The 19179-nt window shown below is 70.9% G+C and carries 19 protein-coding genes; 12 read left to right on the top strand and 7 right to left on the bottom strand.

From position 1 onward, the window contains the following. Positions 1-16 precede the first annotated feature (16 nt). From AB0I88_RS07405 to AB0I88_RS07415, 3 genes are read left to right on the top strand one after another with little or no spacing between them, the layout of a single operon-like run. Entirely contained in the window at positions 17-217 is a 201-nt protein-coding gene (locus AB0I88_RS07405; RefSeq protein WP_361019673.1) for a hypothetical protein, read from the top strand. Beyond that, positions 214-840, top strand: coding sequence for an HAD family hydrolase (locus tag AB0I88_RS07410; protein WP_361019675.1), 627 nt, complete (start codon positions 214-216; stop codon positions 838-840). Before AB0I88_RS07405 ends, AB0I88_RS07410 begins: the two co-directional genes overlap by 4 nt. Before the next feature lie 46 nt (positions 841-886). After that, positions 887-1273, top strand: coding sequence for a cold-shock protein (locus tag AB0I88_RS07415; RefSeq protein WP_361019678.1), 387 nt, complete (start codon positions 887-889; stop codon positions 1271-1273). A 9-nt stretch (positions 1274-1282) separates the two neighbouring features. Here AB0I88_RS07415 and AB0I88_RS07420 read toward each other — a convergent pair whose 3' ends face one another. Continuing rightward, a complete protein-coding gene (locus AB0I88_RS07420; RefSeq protein WP_361019680.1) occupies positions 1283-2092 on the bottom strand; it encodes a 1,4-dihydroxy-6-naphthoate synthase in 810 nt (269 codons plus the stop codon). A 124-nt stretch (positions 2093-2216) separates the two neighbouring features. Here AB0I88_RS07420 and AB0I88_RS07425 point away from each other — a divergent pair, with 124 nt between their 5' ends. Genes AB0I88_RS07425 through AB0I88_RS07435 form a run of 3 tightly spaced genes read left to right on the top strand, consistent with a single transcriptional unit; the run spans position 2217 to position 6764 of the window. Next, complete coding sequence (locus AB0I88_RS07425) at positions 2217-4229, top strand: hypothetical protein (RefSeq protein ID WP_361019683.1); 2013 nt, start codon at positions 2217-2219, stop codon at positions 4227-4229. Beyond that, on the top strand, positions 4226-5401 hold the full coding sequence (locus tag AB0I88_RS07430) for an MFS transporter (RefSeq protein WP_361019686.1): 1176 nt from the start codon (positions 4226-4228) through the stop codon (positions 5399-5401). The genes AB0I88_RS07425 and AB0I88_RS07430 overlap by 4 nt, the downstream gene beginning before the upstream one ends. Before the next feature lie 10 nt (positions 5402-5411). Further along, a complete protein-coding gene (locus AB0I88_RS07435; RefSeq protein WP_361019689.1) occupies positions 5412-6764 on the top strand; it encodes a GH1 family beta-glucosidase in 1353 nt (450 codons plus the stop codon). Here the strand turns inward: AB0I88_RS07435 and AB0I88_RS07440 are convergent. Next, the gene (locus AB0I88_RS07440) at positions 6749-7345 is read right to left on the bottom strand and encodes a TetR/AcrR family transcriptional regulator (RefSeq protein ID WP_361019692.1); all 597 of its coding nucleotides are present in this window, start codon (positions 7343-7345) and stop codon (positions 6749-6751) included. The genes AB0I88_RS07435 and AB0I88_RS07440 overlap by 16 nt on opposite strands. A gap of 9 nt (positions 7346-7354) precedes the next feature. Beyond that, a complete protein-coding gene (locus AB0I88_RS07445; protein WP_361019695.1) occupies positions 7355-8542 on the bottom strand; it encodes an MFS transporter in 1188 nt (395 codons plus the stop codon). A 257-nt stretch (positions 8543-8799) separates the two neighbouring features. Between AB0I88_RS07445 and AB0I88_RS07450 the strand changes: the two genes are divergently transcribed. Continuing rightward, complete coding sequence (locus AB0I88_RS07450) at positions 8800-8976, top strand: hypothetical protein (RefSeq protein ID WP_361019698.1); 177 nt, start codon at positions 8800-8802, stop codon at positions 8974-8976. Positions 8977-9735: 759 nt separating this feature from the next. Here the strand turns inward: AB0I88_RS07450 and AB0I88_RS07455 are convergent. Continuing rightward, positions 9736-10368, bottom strand: coding sequence for a futalosine hydrolase (locus AB0I88_RS07455; protein WP_361019701.1), 633 nt, complete (start codon positions 10366-10368; stop codon positions 9736-9738). A gap of 240 nt (positions 10369-10608) precedes the next feature. Continuing rightward, positions 10609-12672, bottom strand: coding sequence for an MFS transporter (locus AB0I88_RS07460; RefSeq protein WP_361019704.1), 2064 nt, complete (start codon positions 12670-12672; stop codon positions 10609-10611). A 54-nt stretch (positions 12673-12726) separates the two neighbouring features. Between AB0I88_RS07460 and AB0I88_RS07465 the strand changes: the two genes are divergently transcribed. Continuing rightward, positions 12727-13596: a DUF3027 domain-containing protein gene (locus AB0I88_RS07465; protein WP_361019942.1), complete on the top strand. Its 870-nt coding sequence runs from the start codon at positions 12727-12729 to the stop codon at positions 13594-13596. A gap of 1 nt (position 13597) precedes the next feature. On the opposite strand, the gene AB0I88_RS07470 is transcribed toward AB0I88_RS07465, so the two are convergent. Beyond that, positions 13598-13903 carry a DUF2530 domain-containing protein gene (locus AB0I88_RS07470; protein WP_361019707.1) on the bottom strand — a complete coding sequence of 102 codons (306 nt, stop codon included), beginning with the start codon at positions 13901-13903 and terminating at the stop codon, positions 13598-13600. Positions 13904-14037: 134 nt separating this feature from the next. Here AB0I88_RS07470 and AB0I88_RS07475 point away from each other — a divergent pair, with 134 nt between their 5' ends. From AB0I88_RS07475 to AB0I88_RS07490, 4 genes are all read left to right on the top strand, one after another. After that, a complete protein-coding gene (locus tag AB0I88_RS07475) occupies positions 14038-15489 on the top strand; it encodes an NCS2 family permease (protein ID WP_361019710.1) in 1452 nt (483 codons plus the stop codon). A 103-nt stretch (positions 15490-15592) separates the two neighbouring features. Continuing rightward, entirely contained in the window at positions 15593-16039 is a 447-nt protein-coding gene (locus AB0I88_RS07480; protein ID WP_361019944.1) for a MarR family transcriptional regulator, read from the top strand. A gap of 75 nt (positions 16040-16114) precedes the next feature. Continuing rightward, the gene (locus tag AB0I88_RS07485) at positions 16115-17479 is read left to right on the top strand and encodes an MFS transporter (RefSeq protein ID WP_361019713.1); all 1365 of its coding nucleotides are present in this window, start codon (positions 16115-16117) and stop codon (positions 17477-17479) included. Positions 17480-17584: 105 nt separating this feature from the next. Further along, positions 17585-18145: a hypothetical protein gene (locus AB0I88_RS07490; protein ID WP_361019716.1), complete on the top strand. Its 561-nt coding sequence runs from the start codon at positions 17585-17587 to the stop codon at positions 18143-18145. A gap of 32 nt (positions 18146-18177) precedes the next feature. Here AB0I88_RS07490 and AB0I88_RS07495 read toward each other — a convergent pair whose 3' ends face one another. Next, on the bottom strand, positions 18178-19143 hold the full coding sequence (locus AB0I88_RS07495; RefSeq protein ID WP_361019719.1) for a calcium-binding protein: 966 nt from the start codon (positions 19141-19143) through the stop codon (positions 18178-18180). Positions 19144-19179: the final 36 nt, after the last annotated feature.

Raw genomic sequence — 19179 nt, forward strand, 5'->3', positions numbered from 1 at the left:
GCGAGGAGGACCGAAAGTGGCGAAGGCCAAGACGGCGGGGACGTCGACACCGGCGAACGAGGTCGCCGGCGCGCGTGGTGTGGACATGTCGGGCAAGATGCACGTGTCCGAGCTCATCTCCGACCGTGCCGCCGCCCCGTCCCCGTTCGGTGACGACCTGACCTTCCCGCTGCCGGTGGAGAGCCTGAGCTACCGCGCCGCCAGCCGCCACCCGTGAGGGCCGCGGTCGGGTTCGATCTGGACATGACCCTGATCGACTCCCGGCCCGGTATCCGGGAGACGTACCGGGCGCTCACCCTCGCGACCGGCGTGCACGTCGACGCCGACCTGGCCGTGTCCCGGCTCGGTCCGCCGCTGCGGACCGAGCTGCGGTACTGGTTCCCCGAGGAGTCGGTCGAGGACGCGGTCACCACGTTCCGGAGTCTGTACCCGGACCACGCCGTGGCCCCGAGCCTGCCGATGCCGGGCGCCGTCGAGGCGCTCGCGGCGGTGCGGGCGGCCGGGCTGCGGGTGGTGGTGGTGACCTCGAAGCTGGGCCGGCTGGCCCGTCTGCACCTTGACCACCTGGGTCTGCGGGCCGACGAGCTGGCCGGCGACCTGTTCGCCGAGGGCAAGGCGGCCGCGCTGGTGGAGCACGGGGTGCGGTGGTATGTGGGTGACCACGTGGCCGACATGGTGGCCGCCCGGACCGCCGGCGTCCCCGGGGTCGGGCTGGTCACCGGCCCGTGCTCCGAGCGGGAGCTGTGGGAGGCCGGGGCGTCTCACGTGCTGTCCGATCTCACCGCGTTTCCGGCGTTGCTGAGTGAGATTGCAGTTGGGTCCGAGCGCTCCTGTGGATAGCCTAGCCGTGAGCGGTTGTGTCCATTGAGTGAAGTTGAGGTCAGCGGTGCCCACGGGTCGAGTGAAGTGGTACGACGCGACGAAGGGATTCGGTTTCGTCACCAGTGACGAGGGTGGTGACGTGTTCCTGCCCAAGGGCGCGCTTCCGTCTGGCGTCACCGAGTTGAAGACGGGCCAGCGGATCGAGTTCGGCGTCGTCGACAGCCGTAAGGGCGCGCAGGCTCTCGGCGTGAAGCTGCTGGACGCCCCGCCTTCGCTGGCCGAGTTGCGCCGCCGCCCGGCGGACGAGCTGGCCAGCATGATCGAAGACATGATCAAGGTGCTGGAGAGCACGGTGCAGCCGTCGTTGCAGCGTGGGCGCTACCCCGACAAGAAGACCTCGCTGAAGATCGCGCAGCTGGTGCACGCGGTCGCCCGCGAGTTCGAGATCTAGGCAACGCGCTTACCGGAAGGACGGCACCGCAGGCGTCAGACCCGCCGCCGCCGCGCGCCCGAGCAGGGTGTCGGCGGCGGCGAGTCCGTCTTCGCCCAGTTCCAGGGTGAATTCGTTGACGTAGAGCTCGATGTGCTGTTTCACCACGGTCGGCTCCATCTCCTGCGCGTTGGCGAGGACGAAGTCCTGACTGGCGGCCGGGTCGCGCCAGCCGTGCCGTAGCGAGTCGCGGATCCAGCCGGTGGCGGCGGCCGGGTCGACGGTCCCGCGTTTGGCGAGGATGGCGCCGAGCGGGATCGGCAGGCCGGTGTCGCGTTCCCACCACTCGCCGAGGTCGACGAGGGCGGACAGACCGTACCTCGGATAGGTGAAGCGGGCCTCGTGGATCACCAGGCCGGCGTCGAAGCGGCCCTCGGCGACCCCCGGCATGATCTGGTGGAACGGGACGACCTCGATCCGGGCCGGCCGCTGATCGGCGGCCCAGAGACGGAACAGCAGGTAGGCGGTGGTGCGGTCGCCGGGCACCGCCACGGTCGCGCCGCTGAGGTCGGCGCGGTCCCGGGTCAGCACCAGCGGGCCGCAGCCCCGCCCGAGCGCGCCCCCGCAGGGCAGCAGCTCGTAGTCGCCGAGCAGCCAGGGCAGCGCCGCGTAGCTCACCTTGACCAGGTCGAAGGCGCCGTCGAGCGCGGCCGTGTTGGTGACGTCGACGTCGGCGAAGGTCAGATCGATCGGCGGGGCGCCGGACACCAGCCCGTGGATCAGGGCGTGGAAGACGAACGTGTCGTTGGGGCACGGGGAGACCGCCAGAGAGAGCGCCACGTCCACCACGCTACTTCTCATCTGCCGCCAGAGAAAAATATTCACGTATCCCTCTGGCCTCTGAGGTGTGACCGTTCTTACACTCCGCCTTGTCGGATCAATTGATCTACCAAGGGGGTGCCGCGTGACTCGTTCCCTGGTCGCGGGCGTCCTGGTGCTCGGCCTCGTCGGTGGGCTGCCCGCCCCCGCCTACGGAGCCGCGAACTGGGCGCCGGCAAACGATCTGGAGGGTGCCTGCGTCACCCTCAAGACCTCCAGCAAATACGTCTTCAAGGACAGCGTCGGGTACGGGTTCACCAGCACCGCGTCGAACGCCGAGAAATTCCGCTTCGAAGCCACCCAACTCGGCCGCTACCAGGTGCGGGACTCGACCGGCGCGCCGATCTACCAGAGCGTTCTCGGCTGGGTCTGGGCCGGCTCCGAGTACGGCGACCGCGCCGACTGGACGGTCAGCGCCGCCGACGGCCAGTACCGGCTGGTCGCCACGGCCACCGGTCAGCAGATGGGCAACCACCTGGGCGGCCTCGGCGCCGGCAGCGGCACCTTCACGTTCACCCCGGCCACCGGCTGCGCCCCGATCCCGGACATCGCCACCGGGGTGAGCGGCACCCCGGCCGCCGGCGTCGACGCGCAGGGCCGGCTGGTCGGCTGGATCGACGCGCACTCCCACATCACCGCGGCCGAGGCGTTCGGCGGGGCCCTGCACTGCGGGGACGCGTACGCCCCCGGTGGCGCCCCGGTCGCGCTCAAGGGCTGCGCCTCGCACGCCACCCTCGGCTGGGGCGCCCTGCTCGAGGCGATCATCGCGGGCACCGACCCGATCAACTCGGCCGAGGACGGCTGGCCCACCTTCGGGGACTGGCCACAGCACGACACGATGCTCCACGAGGCGTCCTACTTCCGCAGCCTGGAGCGCGCCTGGAAGTCCGGGCAGCGGGTGCACAACGTGCTGCTGGTGGCCAACCGGGTGATCTGCGAGCTGACGCCCGAGCACACCTCCTGCGACGAGATGGACCAGATCCGGGCCCAGTCCACCTACCTGCGGAAGATGCAGGACTATGTGGACGCCCGCAGCGGTGGCCCCGGCAAGGGCTGGTTCCGGCTGGCCACCACGCCGCAGCAGGTTCGGCAGATCGCCGCCCAGGGCAAACTCGCGGTCACCATCGGCGTGGAGAACTCGGAGATCTTCGGCTGCCGGGAGATCAAGGGTGTGCCGCAGTGCACCACCGCCGACATCGACGCCGGGCTCGACGAGCTGGAGAGCATGGGCGTCAGCAGCTTCTACCCGGTGCACAAGTTCGACAACGCGTTCGGCGGCACCCGCTTCGACGAGGGCGTCACCGGCGCGGCCGTCAACGTCGGCAACCTGATCTCCACCGGGCACTGGTGGCAGGCCACCAGCTGCACCGGGCCGTCCGACAACGAGCAGCCGCTGGTCAGCGACGACATCGCCAAGCTGCTGGAACTCGGGGTCAGCCTGCCGGCCGGGACGGTCCTGCCGGTCTACCCGAGCGGGAAGATCTGCAACACGCGCGGATTGACCGAGCTCGGCACGTACCTCGTCAAAGCGATGATGGCCCGCGGCATGATCATCCACATCGACCACATGGGGGTGAAGACCGCGTCGGCGGTCCTCGACCTCGCCGAGCAGGCCGGCTACCCCGGTGTCACCTCGGTGCACACCTGGTCCGATCCCGCCATGATCAACCGCCTGCTCGGGCTCGGCGGGTTCGTCGCCAGCTACGCGTTCTCGGCCACCGACGACGGCCAGGACACCGGCACCTTCCTCGGCGAATGGCGCGCACACCGGGCCCTCGCCAACGGATCGAAGATCACCGGGTACGGGGTGGGCACCGACGTGAACGGGCTGGGACCGCAAGCCGCCCCCCGCCTGAACGCCGGATCCAGCCCGCTCACCTACCCGTTCACCGCGATCAACGGCACCACCGTCACCAGACAGGTCTACGGCAGCCGCACCTTCGACCTCAACACCGACGGCGTCGCCCAGTACGGCCTGTACGCCGACTGGGTCACCGACCTGATCAACCAGGCCGGAGCCGACGGTCCGCTGCTCAGGTCGCAGCTGCTGCGCGGCGCCGAGGCGTACACGGTGATGTGGGAAGGGGCCCGTGCGTGACCCTGGTCCAGGAACGCGTGGGCCGTCGCTGGATGACGGCCTACGCGCTCGCCATGATCGGGATCGCGGCCGGCTGGTTCGGGCCGATCCAGATCCTGCTGCCCGAACAGGCCGCCCGCCTCGCCGGTGACGACGGCAAGGAGGCGCTGCTCGCCCTGGTCACCGCCTGGGGAGCGGCCGTCTCCATGGTCGCCAACCCGCTGTGGGGAATCCTCTCCGACCGGCTGCGGGCACGGCGCCCGGTCTTCCTGGCCGGAACCGTCACCGGGATCGCCGGACTGCTCGTCCTCTCCGGTGCGGACACCACCGCGATCATGGTCGCCGGCTGGATCCTCGTCCAGGCCGGGTTGAACGGACCACTCGCCGCGCTGGCCGCGATGATCGGCGACCGGGTGCCGGAGAACCAGCGCGGCACGGTCGGCGCCCTCTTCGGGGTGGCGCAGATCGTCGGCGTGGTCCTCGGCACCGCCATCGCGGTGGCCGTCGGCGCCGGATCCTGGGGTTACGTCGCGGTGGCGATCGCCGTCCCGGCGCTCGGCGGAGCGCTGCTGCTCATCCACCGGGAGGCGCCGGTCGTGACGGCCCGCGCGAGGTTCCACTGGGTGTGGCCGGGTGGGCAGTTCGCCTGGGCGTGGCTGATCCGCTTCCTGCTCAACCTGGTCAACGCGCTGGTCCTGGTGTACCTGCTCTACTACCTGTCGGACCAGGTGAAAGTCGCCGACGCGGCCACCTGGGTGCTCGTCGTGACGGTCGTCAACGTGCTCTTCGCGGGCGTCGCCGGATTCGCCGGGGGAGTGCTGTCCGACCGCTGGGAACGGCGCAAGGTGTTCGTGGCGGCCGGGGCGATCCTGCTCGCCCTCGGCACCGCGCTGATGGCCATGGTGCCCGTCGTGGCAGTGGTCATCGGGGCGTCGGTGCTGGTCGGGGTCGGCTGGGGGGCGTACATCGCGGTCGACATGGCGGTGATGACCCACGTCCTGCCGGACGCCGAGACCCGGGCCACCATGCTCGGCGTCGCCAACATCGCCGGAACCCTGCCGCAACTGATCGCCCCGGTCCTCGCCGCGCCCGTCGTCACGGCGCTCGGCGGTTACCCCACCCTCTACCTGCTCACCACGGCCGTCGCGCTGGTCGCGCTGGCCCTCCTGCCCCGCCTGCGGGCGCTGCGCTGAAAGGACCACCTTGTACCCCCAGTTCCCACCCGGTTTCCGGTTCGGCATGTCCACCTCGGCGTACCAGATCGAGGGCGCGGCCGACGCGGGCGGCAAAGGCCCGAGCATCTGGGACACCTTCACCGCCCGGCCCGGCACCGTCCGGCACGGCCAGGACGCCCGGGTGGCGATCGACCACTACCACCGGTACGCCTCCGACATCGACCTGATCGCCGAAGCCGGGGTGCACGACTACCGGTTCTCCCTCTCCTGGACCCGAGTCCTCGCCGGCGACCTCGACTTCTACGACCGGCTCGTGGACAAGCTGCTCAGCACCGGGGTACGGCCGGTGCCGACGCTCTACCACTGGGACCTTCCGCAGCAGTTCGAGGACGCGGGCGGCTGGATGAACCGGGACACCGCCCACCGGCTCGCCGACTACACCGGCACCGTCGTGTCACGCCTCGGCGACCGGGTCCGGGACTGGATCACCATGAACGAGATGAACGTGCACACCCTCTACGGGTACGCGCTCACCGACCACGCCCCGGCCCGCGGACTCGGACTCGGGGCCCTGCCGGCGGCACACCACCAACTGCTCGCACACGGGCTGGCGGTGCGGGTCCTGCGTGAGCACGGGGCCGGTTCGGTAGGCGTCGCCGGGCAGCACTTCCCGGTCTCGGCGGCAAGCGACGACCCGGCCGACATCGAGGCGGCCACCGTCTTCTCCACGCTCACCAACTGGACCTTCTCCGACCCGATCCTGCTCGGCGACTACCCGGACGAGCTGATCCGGGCCGCCGTCGCAGTGCCGGACGCCCAGCTCGACCGGGACCTCGAGCTGATCAAGGCACGGCTCGACTTCTACGGGGTCAACTACTACGAGCCGACGATGATCGAGGCGCCGCGGGCCGGGAAGGACTACTCCGGCGTGCTCGAAGTGGACATTCCGTCCGGCATGCCGTTCTCGCCGGTGCCGGTCAAGAGCGACGAGCGGACCGACTTCGGGTGGGCGATCGTGCCCGCCGGGCTCACCGAGATCCTGGTGACCCTTCGTGACCGGTATCCGGCGCTGCCCCCGGTGATCATCACCGAGAACGGGGCGTCGTTCCACGACGCGCCGCCCGGTGCGGACGGGCGGGTACCCGACGAGCGGCGGATCTCCTATCTGGACGCCCACCTGCGGGCGGTCGGCGACGCGATCGCCGCCGGGGTACGGGTCGACGGGTACTACGTGTGGTCCGCGATCGACAACTTCGAGTGGGCAGCCGGATACGACGAGCGATTCGGGCTCATCTACGTTGATTTTGCGACGCTCGAGCGTACGAAAAAGGATTCTTGGTTCTGGTATCGGGATCTGATCGCGGCTCAGCCACGCAGCTGATCGATGAAACCGGCGGCGAGGCGGGACAGCCGTTCGGCGCGTCCCTCCTCCGCCCAGCCGTCCACCAGGCTCAGCAGGGTGCTGCCCTCCACCAGGATGATGAAATCGTCGATCACGGCCTCGTCGTCGACACCCGCCCGCAGCTCGCCCAGCTCCCGCGCCTCGCGCAGACACGTCCGCAGATGGCCGCGGATCTCCCGGTGCGACGCGCGGCGCGAATCGGCCAGCCGCGGATGGGAGAGCGCCGCCCCGGCGAAAGCCACGTTCACATGCGCGTCGGCGGCCCGCTCCTCGTCGATCGGCAACACCGCCTCCAAGGCGGCGCGCAGCGCGTCCAGACCGTACAGATCGCCGCCGATCCGGAAGGCCCGCTCCACGATCCGGTCGTAGACCGCCCTCTGCGCGGCCACCAGGATGTCGTCCTTGCCGCCCAGGAAATGGGCCAGCACGCTGAGCGAGCAGCGCGCCTCGTCGGCGATCGCCCGGGTGGTGGTGCCCTCGACCCCGCGGGACCGGACCACCCGCCAGGTGGCCGCCAGCAGCTCCGCCCGTCTCAGGTCGTGATCCACCAGCTTCGGCACGGCCAAAGCTTATGCCTCCGCTTTGTCGACCGCCGGTTCGGCCACTGTCAGATTCCGCAGCCGCCGCGCCAGCGGGAGAGTAGCGATCACCGCCACCACCGGGATCAGGAACGCCCACCGCAACCCGATCGGCTCGGACAGCGCCCCCAGCAGCACGGCACCACCCAGCGCACCGCCGTAGTTGAACAGGTTCACCTTGGCGATCACCTCGTCGCTGCTGGCCATCGCCGCCTCGCCGGCCGCGCTGAACGCCAGCGGAACCAGCACCCCGACCCCGATACCGGCGATCGCGAACCCGGTCACCGCGGCCCCCACGGCAGGCAGCAGAACCACCAGTCCACAGCCGATGCCGCACACCACCAGCGAACCGACCGCGAGTGGCACCCGCCCGGCCCGCGGCGTCATGTGATCCGCGACCAGACGGCTCACCAGCACCGCACCCTGATAGGCGGCGTAGCCCAGCGGCGCCACCGAGGCGGCCGCGGCCAGCGAATCACTCAGGTAGACCGAACTCCACGTGCTGACCGCCGAGTCCACCAGGAACGCCGTGAAGATCAACATCCCGCAGACCAGAACGACCGGGCGTACGCTGCGCCCGCCCCCGGCGTGGGCGACGTCCGACCGCAGCGTCCGCCCCGGCTCGAACAGCCGCCAGCCCACCAGCCCGACCAGGATCGCGAACACCGCCGCCACCGTCACCGCCACCGCGGCCCCCGCGCCACCGGCCAGCACCGCCGACATCAGCAGCGCCGCCGCGATCGCCGCGGCCGTGTAGGCGGCGAACAACCGGCTCATCACACTGCGGCCGAGACGGGCCTGCACCAGCACGCCCTGCATGCTCAGCGACGCGTCCACCGCCCCGAGCCCCACACCGTAGGCGAGCAGGATCGCCGCGAACACCGCGTTCGGCGACCGGAACGTGGTCCCCGCCAGGCCCAGCCCGACGATCAGAAGGCCGGTGGCGAGCGCGTACCGGCTGCCCCACCGGGCGGCGATCCGGTCCGCCAGCACCGAGCCACCCGCCGCCGCCACACACACCAGCAACAGGATCGCCGAGACGAACCCGTCGTCGATGCCCTGCCGGTCCTTGAACGCCGGCAACGCCGTCACCACGGTCGCGTACCCGAGACCCTGCGCGGCATAACCGGCGCCGATCAACCGGGCCCGCGCCCCCGCCGACATGGTGACGTCGTCCATCGATCCTCGCTTCGCTGCCGACGGTATGGTCCCGGTCACATGCCTGTTCAGCGCAGCATGCCGCGCACGGTCGCCGACAGCAACAGCTTCCGTGTAAACGATCCACTCGGCCGACTTCATGATCAGGATGCGTGAAAACCCGCGATCAGGCCGCTTCCACCGCAAACCACCTCGCCCTCGCAGGCCACCCCGCGAGCGCCTGCCCCCTCCCGGCCGTTGCCCGTCTCCGGTACGCGTGACCCCGTCCCGTTCCTTCGGTGCCGTCCCGTCCGGTCGGCGCGACCCCGCTGCCGGCGCCGGCCCGTGCCGCGCCCGCCGGGCTGAGGTCGGTGGTCACCCGGGCCGGCCCGGCCGACGGCCACCCGCACCTGCCGCCGGTGATCGGCGGTCCAAGACCGGTGAAGACCCGTCCGCTGCGGCGGTTGCGCATGTAGACGGCCCGCCGGTGATCGGCGGTCCAGGACCGGTGAAGACCCGTCCGCTGCGGCGGTTGCGCATGTAGACGGCATTGCGTGAACGGTGCGCTCGTCGCTGAGCAAGACCGGCGAAGCGACCCGGCCCGGCCGGTGATGGCTCCTCGGCGACCGCCGCTGACGTGAACTTCACCGTGCGGCACCGGCCGGCCGCCACACGGAACCACCGCCACGTTCCCCGGCTGGCAGCGCACGCAGGAACGGATCCCCGTCCGGGGAGACGGGACTCGGATCTCGGCCATCGGTGTTCCGCAGACGTGACACCCGCAACGGGTGTCGTCACACCCACTACGGGTGTCACGTTCTCCGAGCACACATCGCCCCGCACGCCGGCCCTCCGCCCACCGGACGCCAGGACGGCAGGACGGCAGGACGGCAGGACGGCAGGACGGCAGGACGCCAGGACGCCAGGACGCCAGGACGGCAGGACGCCAGGACGGCAGGACGCCAGGACGCCAGGACGCCAGGACGCCAGGACGCCAGGACGCCAGGGTGGCAGGGTGGCAGGGTGGCAGGGCGGCGGGGCGCCAGGCGGGCGGGCGATTCGGCCAGCAGGGTCAGGGCTTGGGGCCGGCCGGAGTGGATCGCCGTTCCGTGCGGGACCACCGATCTCAGCCCGGCGGGTGCGGCACGGGCGGGAGTGGGCAGCGAGATCGCGCCGGCTGGGCGGGACGACCCGGAAATGCGGCACGGTGTCACGCGTACCGGAAAATGCCTTGGTCAGGGAAGCGTGTCGAGGGCTGGGGCCGTGGATCCGAGCGCGGCGAAAGCATCGGCCAGGCGCCACGCGGCGCGGTCGCGGGGGCCGATCGGGTTGGAGATGGCGCGCAGTTCCGCGAACGGTAGGCCGGCGCCGGAGGCGGCGACGGCCACACCGTGACCCTCCATCGCCTCGGCGGCGGCCTCCGGGAAGCGGGTGGCCAGGCGTTCGGCGGTCTCCGCCGTGCCGGTGACCGTGGCGAGCGTGAGGACATCACCGATGATCGCCTCGGGAAGGGCGGTTCGCAGCGCCTTGAGCAGCGCCGGGTCGGTGTCGAGGAGGCTGCTGCCGAAACCGAGCTCCTCGATCGGCAGGAAGCCGTCTGGGGATTCGGCGCCCAGATCGGCGGCGATGCTGCGGGTCGCGATCACCAGGCTGCCGACCGGGGCCCGGCCGGGGAAACCGCCCGCGATGCCCGCGCTGATCACCGCCCGGTAGTGACCGGTGGCCAGCAGGCGGGCGGTGCCGGCGGCTGCTGCTGCCGGGCCGACGCCGACCGCTTCGACGACGGTGCGACCCGGATCGAGCCGGGCGCGAAAGGCATCGGCCTCAGCGGTCACCGCGGTGACGATCAAGAGCGGGTATTCGGTCACGGTTCCTCATCACTGGTTCTTCGGTGCCCGAGCTCGTTCGTGCGGTTCGCCGCCATCCGTCAGGCTGTTGCCGGGTGCCCGCGCTCGTGCGTGCGGCTTGCCGCCATCCGTCAGGCTTTGCCGGGTGCCGGGTGCCGGGTGCCGGGTGCCGGGTGCCGGGGGCCGCCGCGACTTCGCCGGACCGGCGTCGGGCGATGGGCGCGGCTTGCGGCCGTCCGTCGTCAGCATCGGGGAGAGAGCTCAGGAATCCGGGTCGTCGTCGTGTTCGGCGGAGGACGGTCGGTAGACGTGGAAGCCGGGGGGAGCGGCCGGGCGGCGGGGCGGGGGCTGGTCGTTCCAGTCCTCGAGGATGCTGTCGTCCCAGTTCTCGGAGCGGGCCGGTGGTGGGGCGGTCCGGTCCGGTTCGGGGGCGGGGTTCGGTGGTGTGGTCTTGCGTTTGCCACCCCACCATCGGCGGTCTGCCGGCGCGGGGTCGAGGCGCTGAGTGTCGCCGTCCTGGGCGTCGGTGGAGCGGCGCGGGGTGGGGGTGGACGGGGCGACCTTCCGGGTGCGGGACGTCGGGCTGCTGCTGGTGCGTGGTGGCTTCGAGCCGGGACGGCGGCTCGGGTCGGCGGCGGGCGCGGCCGGGTTGGGGCGCCGCGGCCGGGAGGACGTCTGCTCGTCGGCGTCGAAGGCTGTCCACAGCGGGTCCGGATCGGTGTCCCGGGTGGCGGCCCCGAAGTTCCGGTGGGCATCCGGGTCGGCGTGGCGGGCGGACCCGCGGGTGCCTGGATCGGCGCTCGGTGAAGGGCGGCGGGTGCCCGGGCCGGTCCGGGCGGCATCGGGGTCGAGGCGGGTGGTGGCTTCGTCGTCGGGGAAGCCGGGGGCACCCGGGGAGCCGGGAGAACCGGGAGAACCGGAAGAGTCGGGAGAACCGGCGGCGTCCGGGTTGTCCGGGGAGAGGGCGTCCGGGCGGCCGAGGAGGCGCTCGTTGTGCAGCCGGGCGGCGGACCAGGCGGCCCGGACCGCGGCCAGGACGGCCAGCAGGGCGGCGAAGCCGATGCCGAGGCGACCGTCGAACGGGATGATGCCGAGACCGCCGCCGGCCACCCAGGCCAGCATGAGGGCCGTCTCCGAGTGGGCGAAGGCGGTGGCCCGCTGCCGTTCCGGGACACGCTCCTGGATGCTGGCGTCGACGGCCAGTTTGGCGATGCCGCTGAAGATCGCGGTGAGCAGCGCCAGCAGGGTGACCATCGCGAGGTTGTAGAAGATCGTGGTGAGCACCGCCACACCGGCTGTGATGATCAGGCCGCTGGACTGCAGGGCGAGGGGCCGCCGGATGCGCAGGCCGGTGCCGGCGGCCGTGGAGATGAAGGTGCCGAGGGCCAGGGCGGCGCCGACCAGGCCGACCGCTGCGCCGCGGCTGAGTTCCGTGCCGAGGACCGAGGTGGTCAGTTGGCCGCCCATGATCGCGAAGGTGAGGAAGAGCAGCAGGAAGCCGTAGAGCAGGCGCAGGCTGGTGCTGCCGATCAGGGTGGCGACGACCAGCGGGCCGGAGAGCGGGCGTTCCGGGCCGCGGCCCATGCGCAGCACGGTGTGCCAGGCTCGGGGGAGTTCCTCGGGCGGGTCGGAGTCGGCGCGTGGCGGCAGGCGCAGCGAGATGACCATGCCGATGAGGAAGATGAGCGTGGCGACCCGCAGCGGCCACTGTGGCCCGAACTTGAAGGCCAGCAGGCCGATCGGCGCCACCAGGATGCCCGCGAAGGTGCCGTAGACGCTGGCCCGTGCGCCCACCTGGGACAGTCCGACGCCTTCCGGCAGGAGACGTGGCACGGCCGCGGAGCGGGCCACACCATACGCCCGGGACAGCGCGAGCACCCCGAAAGCCGCCGGATAGAGACCCCAGCCGAGCAGGTTGTCGGCCATGACGTAGGCCAGGAAGGCGCGGCCGAGGAAGGTGGCGGCCAGCGCGTAACGCCGGCCGTGGCGGAAGTGGTCGAGCAGCGGCCCGACGACCGGCGCCAGCAGTGCGAACGGAACCATGGTGATGAGCAGGTAGAGCCCGACCTTGCTGCGCGCCTCGCCGAGCGGAACGCTGAAGATGGTGCCGGCCAGGCCGATGGCGATGAGCGCGTCGCCTGCGCACGAGACGGCGTGCAGGTCGAAGAGCCGGATCATGCCGACCTCGTTGGCCGCTCCGCGGGCGCGGGCCGAGCCGACACGGCGGGTGGCCCAGGCGCCGCCGCGCACCGAACCACGCACCAGCAATCGGGCGGCTTTGACGCCGGTGCCGACGGTGCGTCCGAGTGTGGGAAGCAGCGGCATGGGAACCATCCTGACTGATGTGGGCGACCCGCGTCCCGTTCCGCGCCGGTCTATCTGGGGAGTCGTTGCGGACCACCGGGTTCGGTAGGCAACAATGGGCGGGTGACCTCCAGGACCACCACCCGCGCCGCCCGACTCGACCAGGTCTGTGCCGATGCCGTCGGGGTGGCCCGTGGTGCCATCACCGAAGTGGACCCCGACGACATCGGCGAGCATCTCGAAGCGATCGCCGAGGGCGACCGTGTCGTGACTCACTTCTTCGAAAGTCATCTGTCCGGCTACAAGGGCTGGCGCTGGGCGGTGACGGTGACCCGCGTCCCGCGCAGCCGGCACGTCACGGTCTGCGAGACGGTGTTGCTGCCGGGGCCGGATGCGCTGCTCGCCCCCGGCTGGGTGCCGTGGAACGAGCGGGTGCAGCCCGGCGATCTGGGTGTCGGCGATCTGATGCCGACCGCGCCGGACGACGAGCGCCTCACCCCGGGCTACGTGCTGAGTGACGACGCCGCCGTCGAGGAGGTTTCCTGGGAGCTGGGCCTGGGCCGTTCCCGGGTGATGTCCAAGGACGGCCGGATGGAGACGGCCCAGCGGTGGTATGACGGGGACGGAGGCCCGGAGGCGCCGATCTCGGCGGCCGCCCCGCGGAACGCCCGTTGCGGCACCTGCGGCTTCTACCTTCCGCTGGCCGGCACGCTGCGGCAGATGTTCGGCGTCTGCGGAAACCTGTATGCGCCTGACGACGGCCGGGCGGTCAGCGCCGACCACGGTTGCGGCGCGCACTCGGAGGCGCTGCTCAGCGCGGCCGAGCAGCCGGTCGACGAACTGCCGACGGTGTATGACGACAGCGAGGTCGAGGCAGTGGCGGTCAGCCGCGGGCACGGCTCGGTGGAGTCGGGCGAGCCGGCCGAGGATTACGGCCACAGCTAGGTCAGCCGTCGACGGTGAACTCCGGGTGGGTCAGCGCCCGGCGGCGTCGCCTGTTCCGGTCGTGCACGACCATGGTCAGGGTGCCCGGAATGCCCCACAGCAGGCCGGCCAGACTGGTCTGGAACCACAGGTCGGGCACCTCGGCGAGCCATGTGACCAATGTCGCGACTGCGAAGGCGGCGACGCCGGCCAGGGCGAAGGGAATCATCGGTGGGTCGAGTGGCGCGGGCCGCGGTTTCGTCCCGGTCACCACGGTGAGAACCGGCAACGGGTCGCCGGTGTGCGTGGCGGGAGACAGATCACTCACTCCGTCAGGGTACGGCCATAACGGATCGCATCGGCGCAGCGCGTGAGAGTTGTAACATCGCACCGCTTTTACCGAGGTAGTCGCATCTGAAAGCATGCGCGCGTTCACTCGTTAGCCATCTTTCGGAAGGTCCCATGTCTGTAGAGGCCGAACCGGCCAACGGCACGGCGAAGAGCGCCGTCGACCGGTTCTTCGAGATATCCAAGCGTGGCTCGACGCTGAGCCGAGAGATCCGTGGCGGCATCGTCACCTTCTTCACGATGGCCTACATCGTGGTGCTCAACCCGCTGATCCTGGCCGGAGGCGCCGACGAGACCGGCGCGAAGCTGCCGATCGCGGCTCTCGCGGCCGGTACCGCGCTGGTCGCCGGCGTGATGACCATCCTGATGGGTGTGGTCGCCCGGTTCCCGCTCGCGCTGGCCGCCGGCCTCGGCGTGAACGCTCTGGTGGCGTTCGAGATCGCGCCGGAGATGACCTGGGCCGACGCGATGGGCCTCGTGGTGGTCGAGGGCCTGCTGATCGGGGTCCTGGTGCTGACCGGGCTGCGCACCGCGGTGTTCAAGGCGGTGCCGACGCAGCTGAAGACCGCGATCGGGGTGGGCATCGGCCTGTTCCTGATGATCATCGGTCTGGTGGACGCCGGGTTCGTGCACCGCGTGCCGGATGCCGCGAACACCACCGTCCCGGTCGAGCTGGGCCTGGGCGGCAAGCTGGTGACCTGGCCCACGTTCGTCTTCGTGATCGGCCTGATGATCACGTTGGTGCTGTTCGTCCGCAAGGTCAAGGGCGCGATCCTGATCGGCATCCTGAGCACCACGGCGATCGCGATCATCGTGGAGGCGATCGCGAACCTCGGCCCGGCGGTGGTCAAGCCGGGCGGCTGGTCGCTGAACGTGCCGAAGCTGCCCGAGCAGATCATCGACACGCCGGATCTGTCGCTGATCGGCGAGTTCAACGTGCTCGACTCGTGGTCGACGGCCGGTCCTCTGGTGGCGCTGATGTTCGTCTTCACGCTGCTGGTGACGGACTTCTTCGACACCATGGGCACGATGGTCGCGGTCGGCCAGGAGGGTGAGCTGCTCGACAGCGAGGGCATGCCGCCCCGGACCACGCAGATCCTGCTCGTCGACTCGGTCGCCGCGGCGGCCGGCGGCGCGGCCAGTGTGTCCAGCAACACGTCGTACGTGGAGAGCGCCTCCGGCGTCGGCGAAGGCGCCCGTACCGGTGTGGCGAGCGTGGTCACCGGTGTGCTGTTCCTGGTGGCGATGTTCTTCGCGCCGCTGGTGAAGGTGGTGCCGTTCGAGGCGGCGTCGACCGCGCTGGTGGTGGTGGGCTTCCTGATGATCACCACGGTTCGGCAGATCGACTGGTCGGACTACACGATCGCGATTCCGGCGTTCCTGACGGTCACGCTGATGCCGTTCACCTACTCGATCTCCAACGGCATCGGGGCCGGGATCATCACCTACGTGGTGCTGAAGGTGTTCACCGGCCGGGCGCGGGAGATCCACCCGCTGATGTACGGGATCGCCGCCCTGTTCGTCCTGTACTTCACCAGGGGGCCGCTGGAGTCCTGGCTCCTGTAGAGGATTCTCGTCCGTCACCGGGTGCGCTAGCGTGCCCGGTGACGGCTGTCATACGGGTAATCAATGTCGTTAGCCATGCTCATTAGCTAGGCTAAGTATCGTGATGGAGCGGGTGGTGACGACGGAGCGCACGACAGCGGAATCGCTGGCCAAGACGCTGCGGGATGCGATCATCCGGTTCAGCCGACGGGTCCGGCAGGCACGCCCGGTGGGTGACCTGACGTTCAGTCAGCTCTCCGCGCTGACCAGCCTCCAACTGGCCGGCGCGCTGACTCCGCGTGAGCTCGCCGACGTGGAGCGCGTCCAGCCCCCGACGATGACGAAGATCGTGGGGAAACTGGAGGAGCGCGGGCTCGTCGCGCGTACACCGCATCCGACCGACGGGCGCCAGGTGATCCTGGCCGCCACGGACGAGGGCCGGGCGGTCTACGCGCAGCATGAGCGGGCCCGTAACGAGTGGCTCGCCGCCCAACTGGACCGGCTCACTCCCGAGGAACGGGACACCCTGGTGCGCGCTGCGGAGATCCTGCAGCGAGTCGCCCGGGGCTGACCTACCCGGCCCCCGGGTCGTTCCGCTTCGTCACGTGACGATGACGCGTACGACGACTGAGGGGGCGCATACCGCGTGCGGGCAGTGCTGAACACCACCTTCCGATCCCTGCGGGTTCCGAACTACCGCCTGTTCGCCACCGGGCAGCTGGTGAAGCTGGTCGGAGTGTGGATGATGTTCACCGCCCAGGACTGGCTGGTGCTCGAACTCTCCGGCAACTCGCCCGGGGCGCTGGGCATGGTCACGGCGCTTCAGTTCGTACCGGTGATGGTGCTGACCCTCTGGAGCGGCCGCCTGGCCGACCGGTACGACAAGCGCAAGTTGCTCATCGCGGCGAACGCCGCGTTCGCCGTCTTCGCCGTCCTCTTCGCGCTGCTGGTCGCGGCCGGGGTGGTCGAACTGTGGCACGTCTTCGTGGCGGCGCTGATCCTCGGCATCGCGAACGCGGTCGAGACGCCGGTCCGGCAGGCGTTCGTCTCCGAGCTGGTCGAGTTGCGGCTGCTGCCGAACGCCCTGGCGCTCTCCGCGGCCACCTTCAACTGCGCCCGGATCAGCGGTCCGGCGCTGGCCGGCGTGCTGCTCGCGGTGCTCTCCACGCCGGGCGTGTTCCTGATCTCCACGGTGCTGTCGGTCGCGCCGGTCTTCACCTACCTGCGGATGCGGCCCGCCGACCTGCACCGGACCGACCGCCGGGCCGGCGGCAGCGCCCGCGTGATCGACGGTCTGCGCTACGTCGGCAAGCGGCACGACCTGCTGCTGCCGATCGGCATGATGGCCGTGATCGGCATGATCGGCTTCAACTTCCCGGTCACCCTGGCTTCCCTCGCGAAGATCGAGTTCCACGCCGGGCCGTCGTCGTTCGGCCTGCTCACCACATGTCTTGCCATCGGCTCACTGGGCGGCGCGCTGGCCGGCACCCGCCGCCGCACCCGTCCCGGCGTCTACAAGGTGATCGGCGCGGCGCTGCTCTTCGGGGTGTTCGAGTTCACCGTCGGGTTCGCGCCCAACTTCGCGGTGGCGGCGCTGCTGCTGGTGCCCACCGGATTCTTCTCGATCTACCTGGCCCAGGGGGCGAACCACCGGGTGCAGATGGGCGTCGATCCGGAGTTCCGTGGCCGGGTCATGGCCCTGTACGTGCTGGTCTTCCTCGGGACGACACCGATCGGGGCGACGCTGTCCGGCTGGTGGGGCGAGCACTTCGGGGTGCCGTCGAGCATCTGGGCGGCCGGGCTGGTCAGCTTCGCGGCGGCGGTCGGCGCGCTGATCTGGCAACTGCGGGCCAGCGGCGAGAAGCTGCGGGTCGAGGTGCGGCCGCGCCCGCGGATCCGGCTGGAGAGCCCGGCGGCCGCCGCCCCGGTTGCGGTGCCGGAGCAGCCGCGCAACTCGTCGCGCCCGCACGCCGAACCGCTCGCGCGCTCCGGATCCGGCGTGGGCGTCTGACGAATCCCGCGGATCCCGGAAAATTCCGGGATCCGCGCAAGGTAGGCAGACCCGCTCAGCCAAACGGGTATTCCGGCCCGGCCGGTCAGGGCCTAGCGTCTAACCGTGGCGATTGCGCACCTTGCTGTGCTTTCGGCGGCGCTGTCGGCGCTGCTCATCCTGCCGTGTGCCGCCACCATCATGCTCAGCGGCACGACCTCGGACCTGCGCCGCATGTTCACCCGCCGCGGTCGCCGCGAACTGCGCGACCGCAACGGCCGCGACCACGGCGGCAGCCGCCACCTGGCCCGCCGGGTCCGCCGCCGGGCCGACCGGGGCCCGCGAGGCCGCGACGACCGGGCCATCCTGCGGCGCCTCGAACGCGGCATGAAGAGCTGGGACCAGAGCCGCCTGGCCGCCTTGCGCCTGCCGCCGATCGAACGGATCGCGTACGAGCTGCGCCGTCTCGACCAGCAGCGGCGCGGCGGCATCGCGTTGCAGTCGGACGCGCTCTACGCCGCCGTCATGCTCGCCTACGACACCTATCTGGGACTGGCGTGCCGTCGCCTGAACGTGCCGGAGCGGCTCCAGTCGCTGACCGGCGCGGCCCTGGACCGCGAACGGGCCCGGGTCGAGGCCGAGCTGGAGCTGGCCGGACTGATCATCCGGCGGCCGGCCGGCTCCTGACCGGCGGATCACCCCGGCACGAAGCCGGTCCGTCAGCCGACCGTGACGATCTTCTCGCAGCCGGCCGTGGTGTCGCCGGAGACGATCTCGGCGGTGTCTCCGGCCGTGTGGGCGCCGCCGTCGAGCAGGTCCGCCACGGTGTCGTAGACGGTGCCGTTCATCCGGGCGCGGGAGCCGTTCAGCAGGTCGTCGCCGTCGTCGCCGTAGAGCTTGTCACGGCCGAGCCCGCCGTACAGCTTGTCGGCGCCGGCGTCACCGTAAGCGACGTCGTCGCCCGGGCCGCCCTCGACGGTGTCGTCACCGAGACCGGCGTCGACCGTGTCGTTGCCGGTGCTCTCGAAGACCCGGTCGTCACCGTCACCGGCGTAGACGTTGTCATTGCCGCCGTCCGGAAAGATCAGATCGCCGCCCTCGCCGCCGTTGAGGTAGTCGCGGCCGGTGCCGCCCTCGGTCACGTCGTCGCCGAGGCCGCCGCGGAGCACGTCGTTGCCGCTCTCACCGGCCATGTAGTCGTCGCCGGTGCCGCCGAACAGCTTGTCGGCGCCGGAACCACCGCTGAAAGCGTCCTGGACGGATCCGCCGTACAGCACGTCGTCGCCCTTGCCGCCGTAGGCGATCGCATGCTTGTCGCTCTTGTTGTGGAACACGTCGTTCTTGTCACCGAGGACGGCGTAGAGGTAGTTCTCCTCGGAATCGTCCGCCGGTTCGGTCACGGTGCAGCGCACCTTGGTCGAGTCGCCCTTGACCGTCCTGCAGCCCTTGCCGGGCTTGATCCGGTACCGGTCGTCGAGGGTGATCTTGTTGCCGGACCAGGTGATCACCAGCCGGTTGGCCTTGCCGCTGCCGGCCCGGAACTCGACCCGGTCGACGGCGTCGAACTCGGCCACCCGGACGGTGCCGACCGACGCGGCGTTCGCCGGAGCGGCGAGTGTGGTGACCGCTGCCGTCGAGGCGAGCAGTGCCGCCCCGGCGCGAGCGAACCAGATTCCTCGGGGCATGGATCCTCCTCCATAGCGGTTCCCGCTGCGGTCAAG

It is taken from the genome of Actinoplanes sp. NPDC049802, assembly GCF_040656595.1.
GTDB lineage: Bacteria > Actinomycetota > Actinomycetes > Mycobacteriales > Micromonosporaceae > Actinoplanes.

Excerpts from the sequence above, each read along its gene's own strand:
- AB0I88_RS07445 (WP_361019695.1), bottom strand. The coding sequence starts at position 8,542 with ATGGACGACGTCACCATGTCGGCGGGGGCGCGGGCCCGGTTGATCGGC.
- AB0I88_RS07460 (WP_361019704.1), bottom strand. The coding sequence starts at position 12,672 with ATGCCGCTGCTTCCCACACTCGGACGCACCGTCGGCACCGGCGTCAAA.
- AB0I88_RS07475 (WP_361019710.1), top strand. The coding sequence starts at position 14,038 with ATGTCTGTAGAGGCCGAACCGGCCAACGGCACGGCGAAGAGCGCCGTC.
- AB0I88_RS07480 (WP_361019944.1), top strand. The coding sequence starts at position 15,593 with ATGGAGCGGGTGGTGACGACGGAGCGCACGACAGCGGAATCGCTGGCC.
- AB0I88_RS07495 (WP_361019719.1), bottom strand. The coding sequence starts at position 19,143 with ATGCCCCGAGGAATCTGGTTCGCTCGCGCCGGGGCGGCACTGCTCGCC.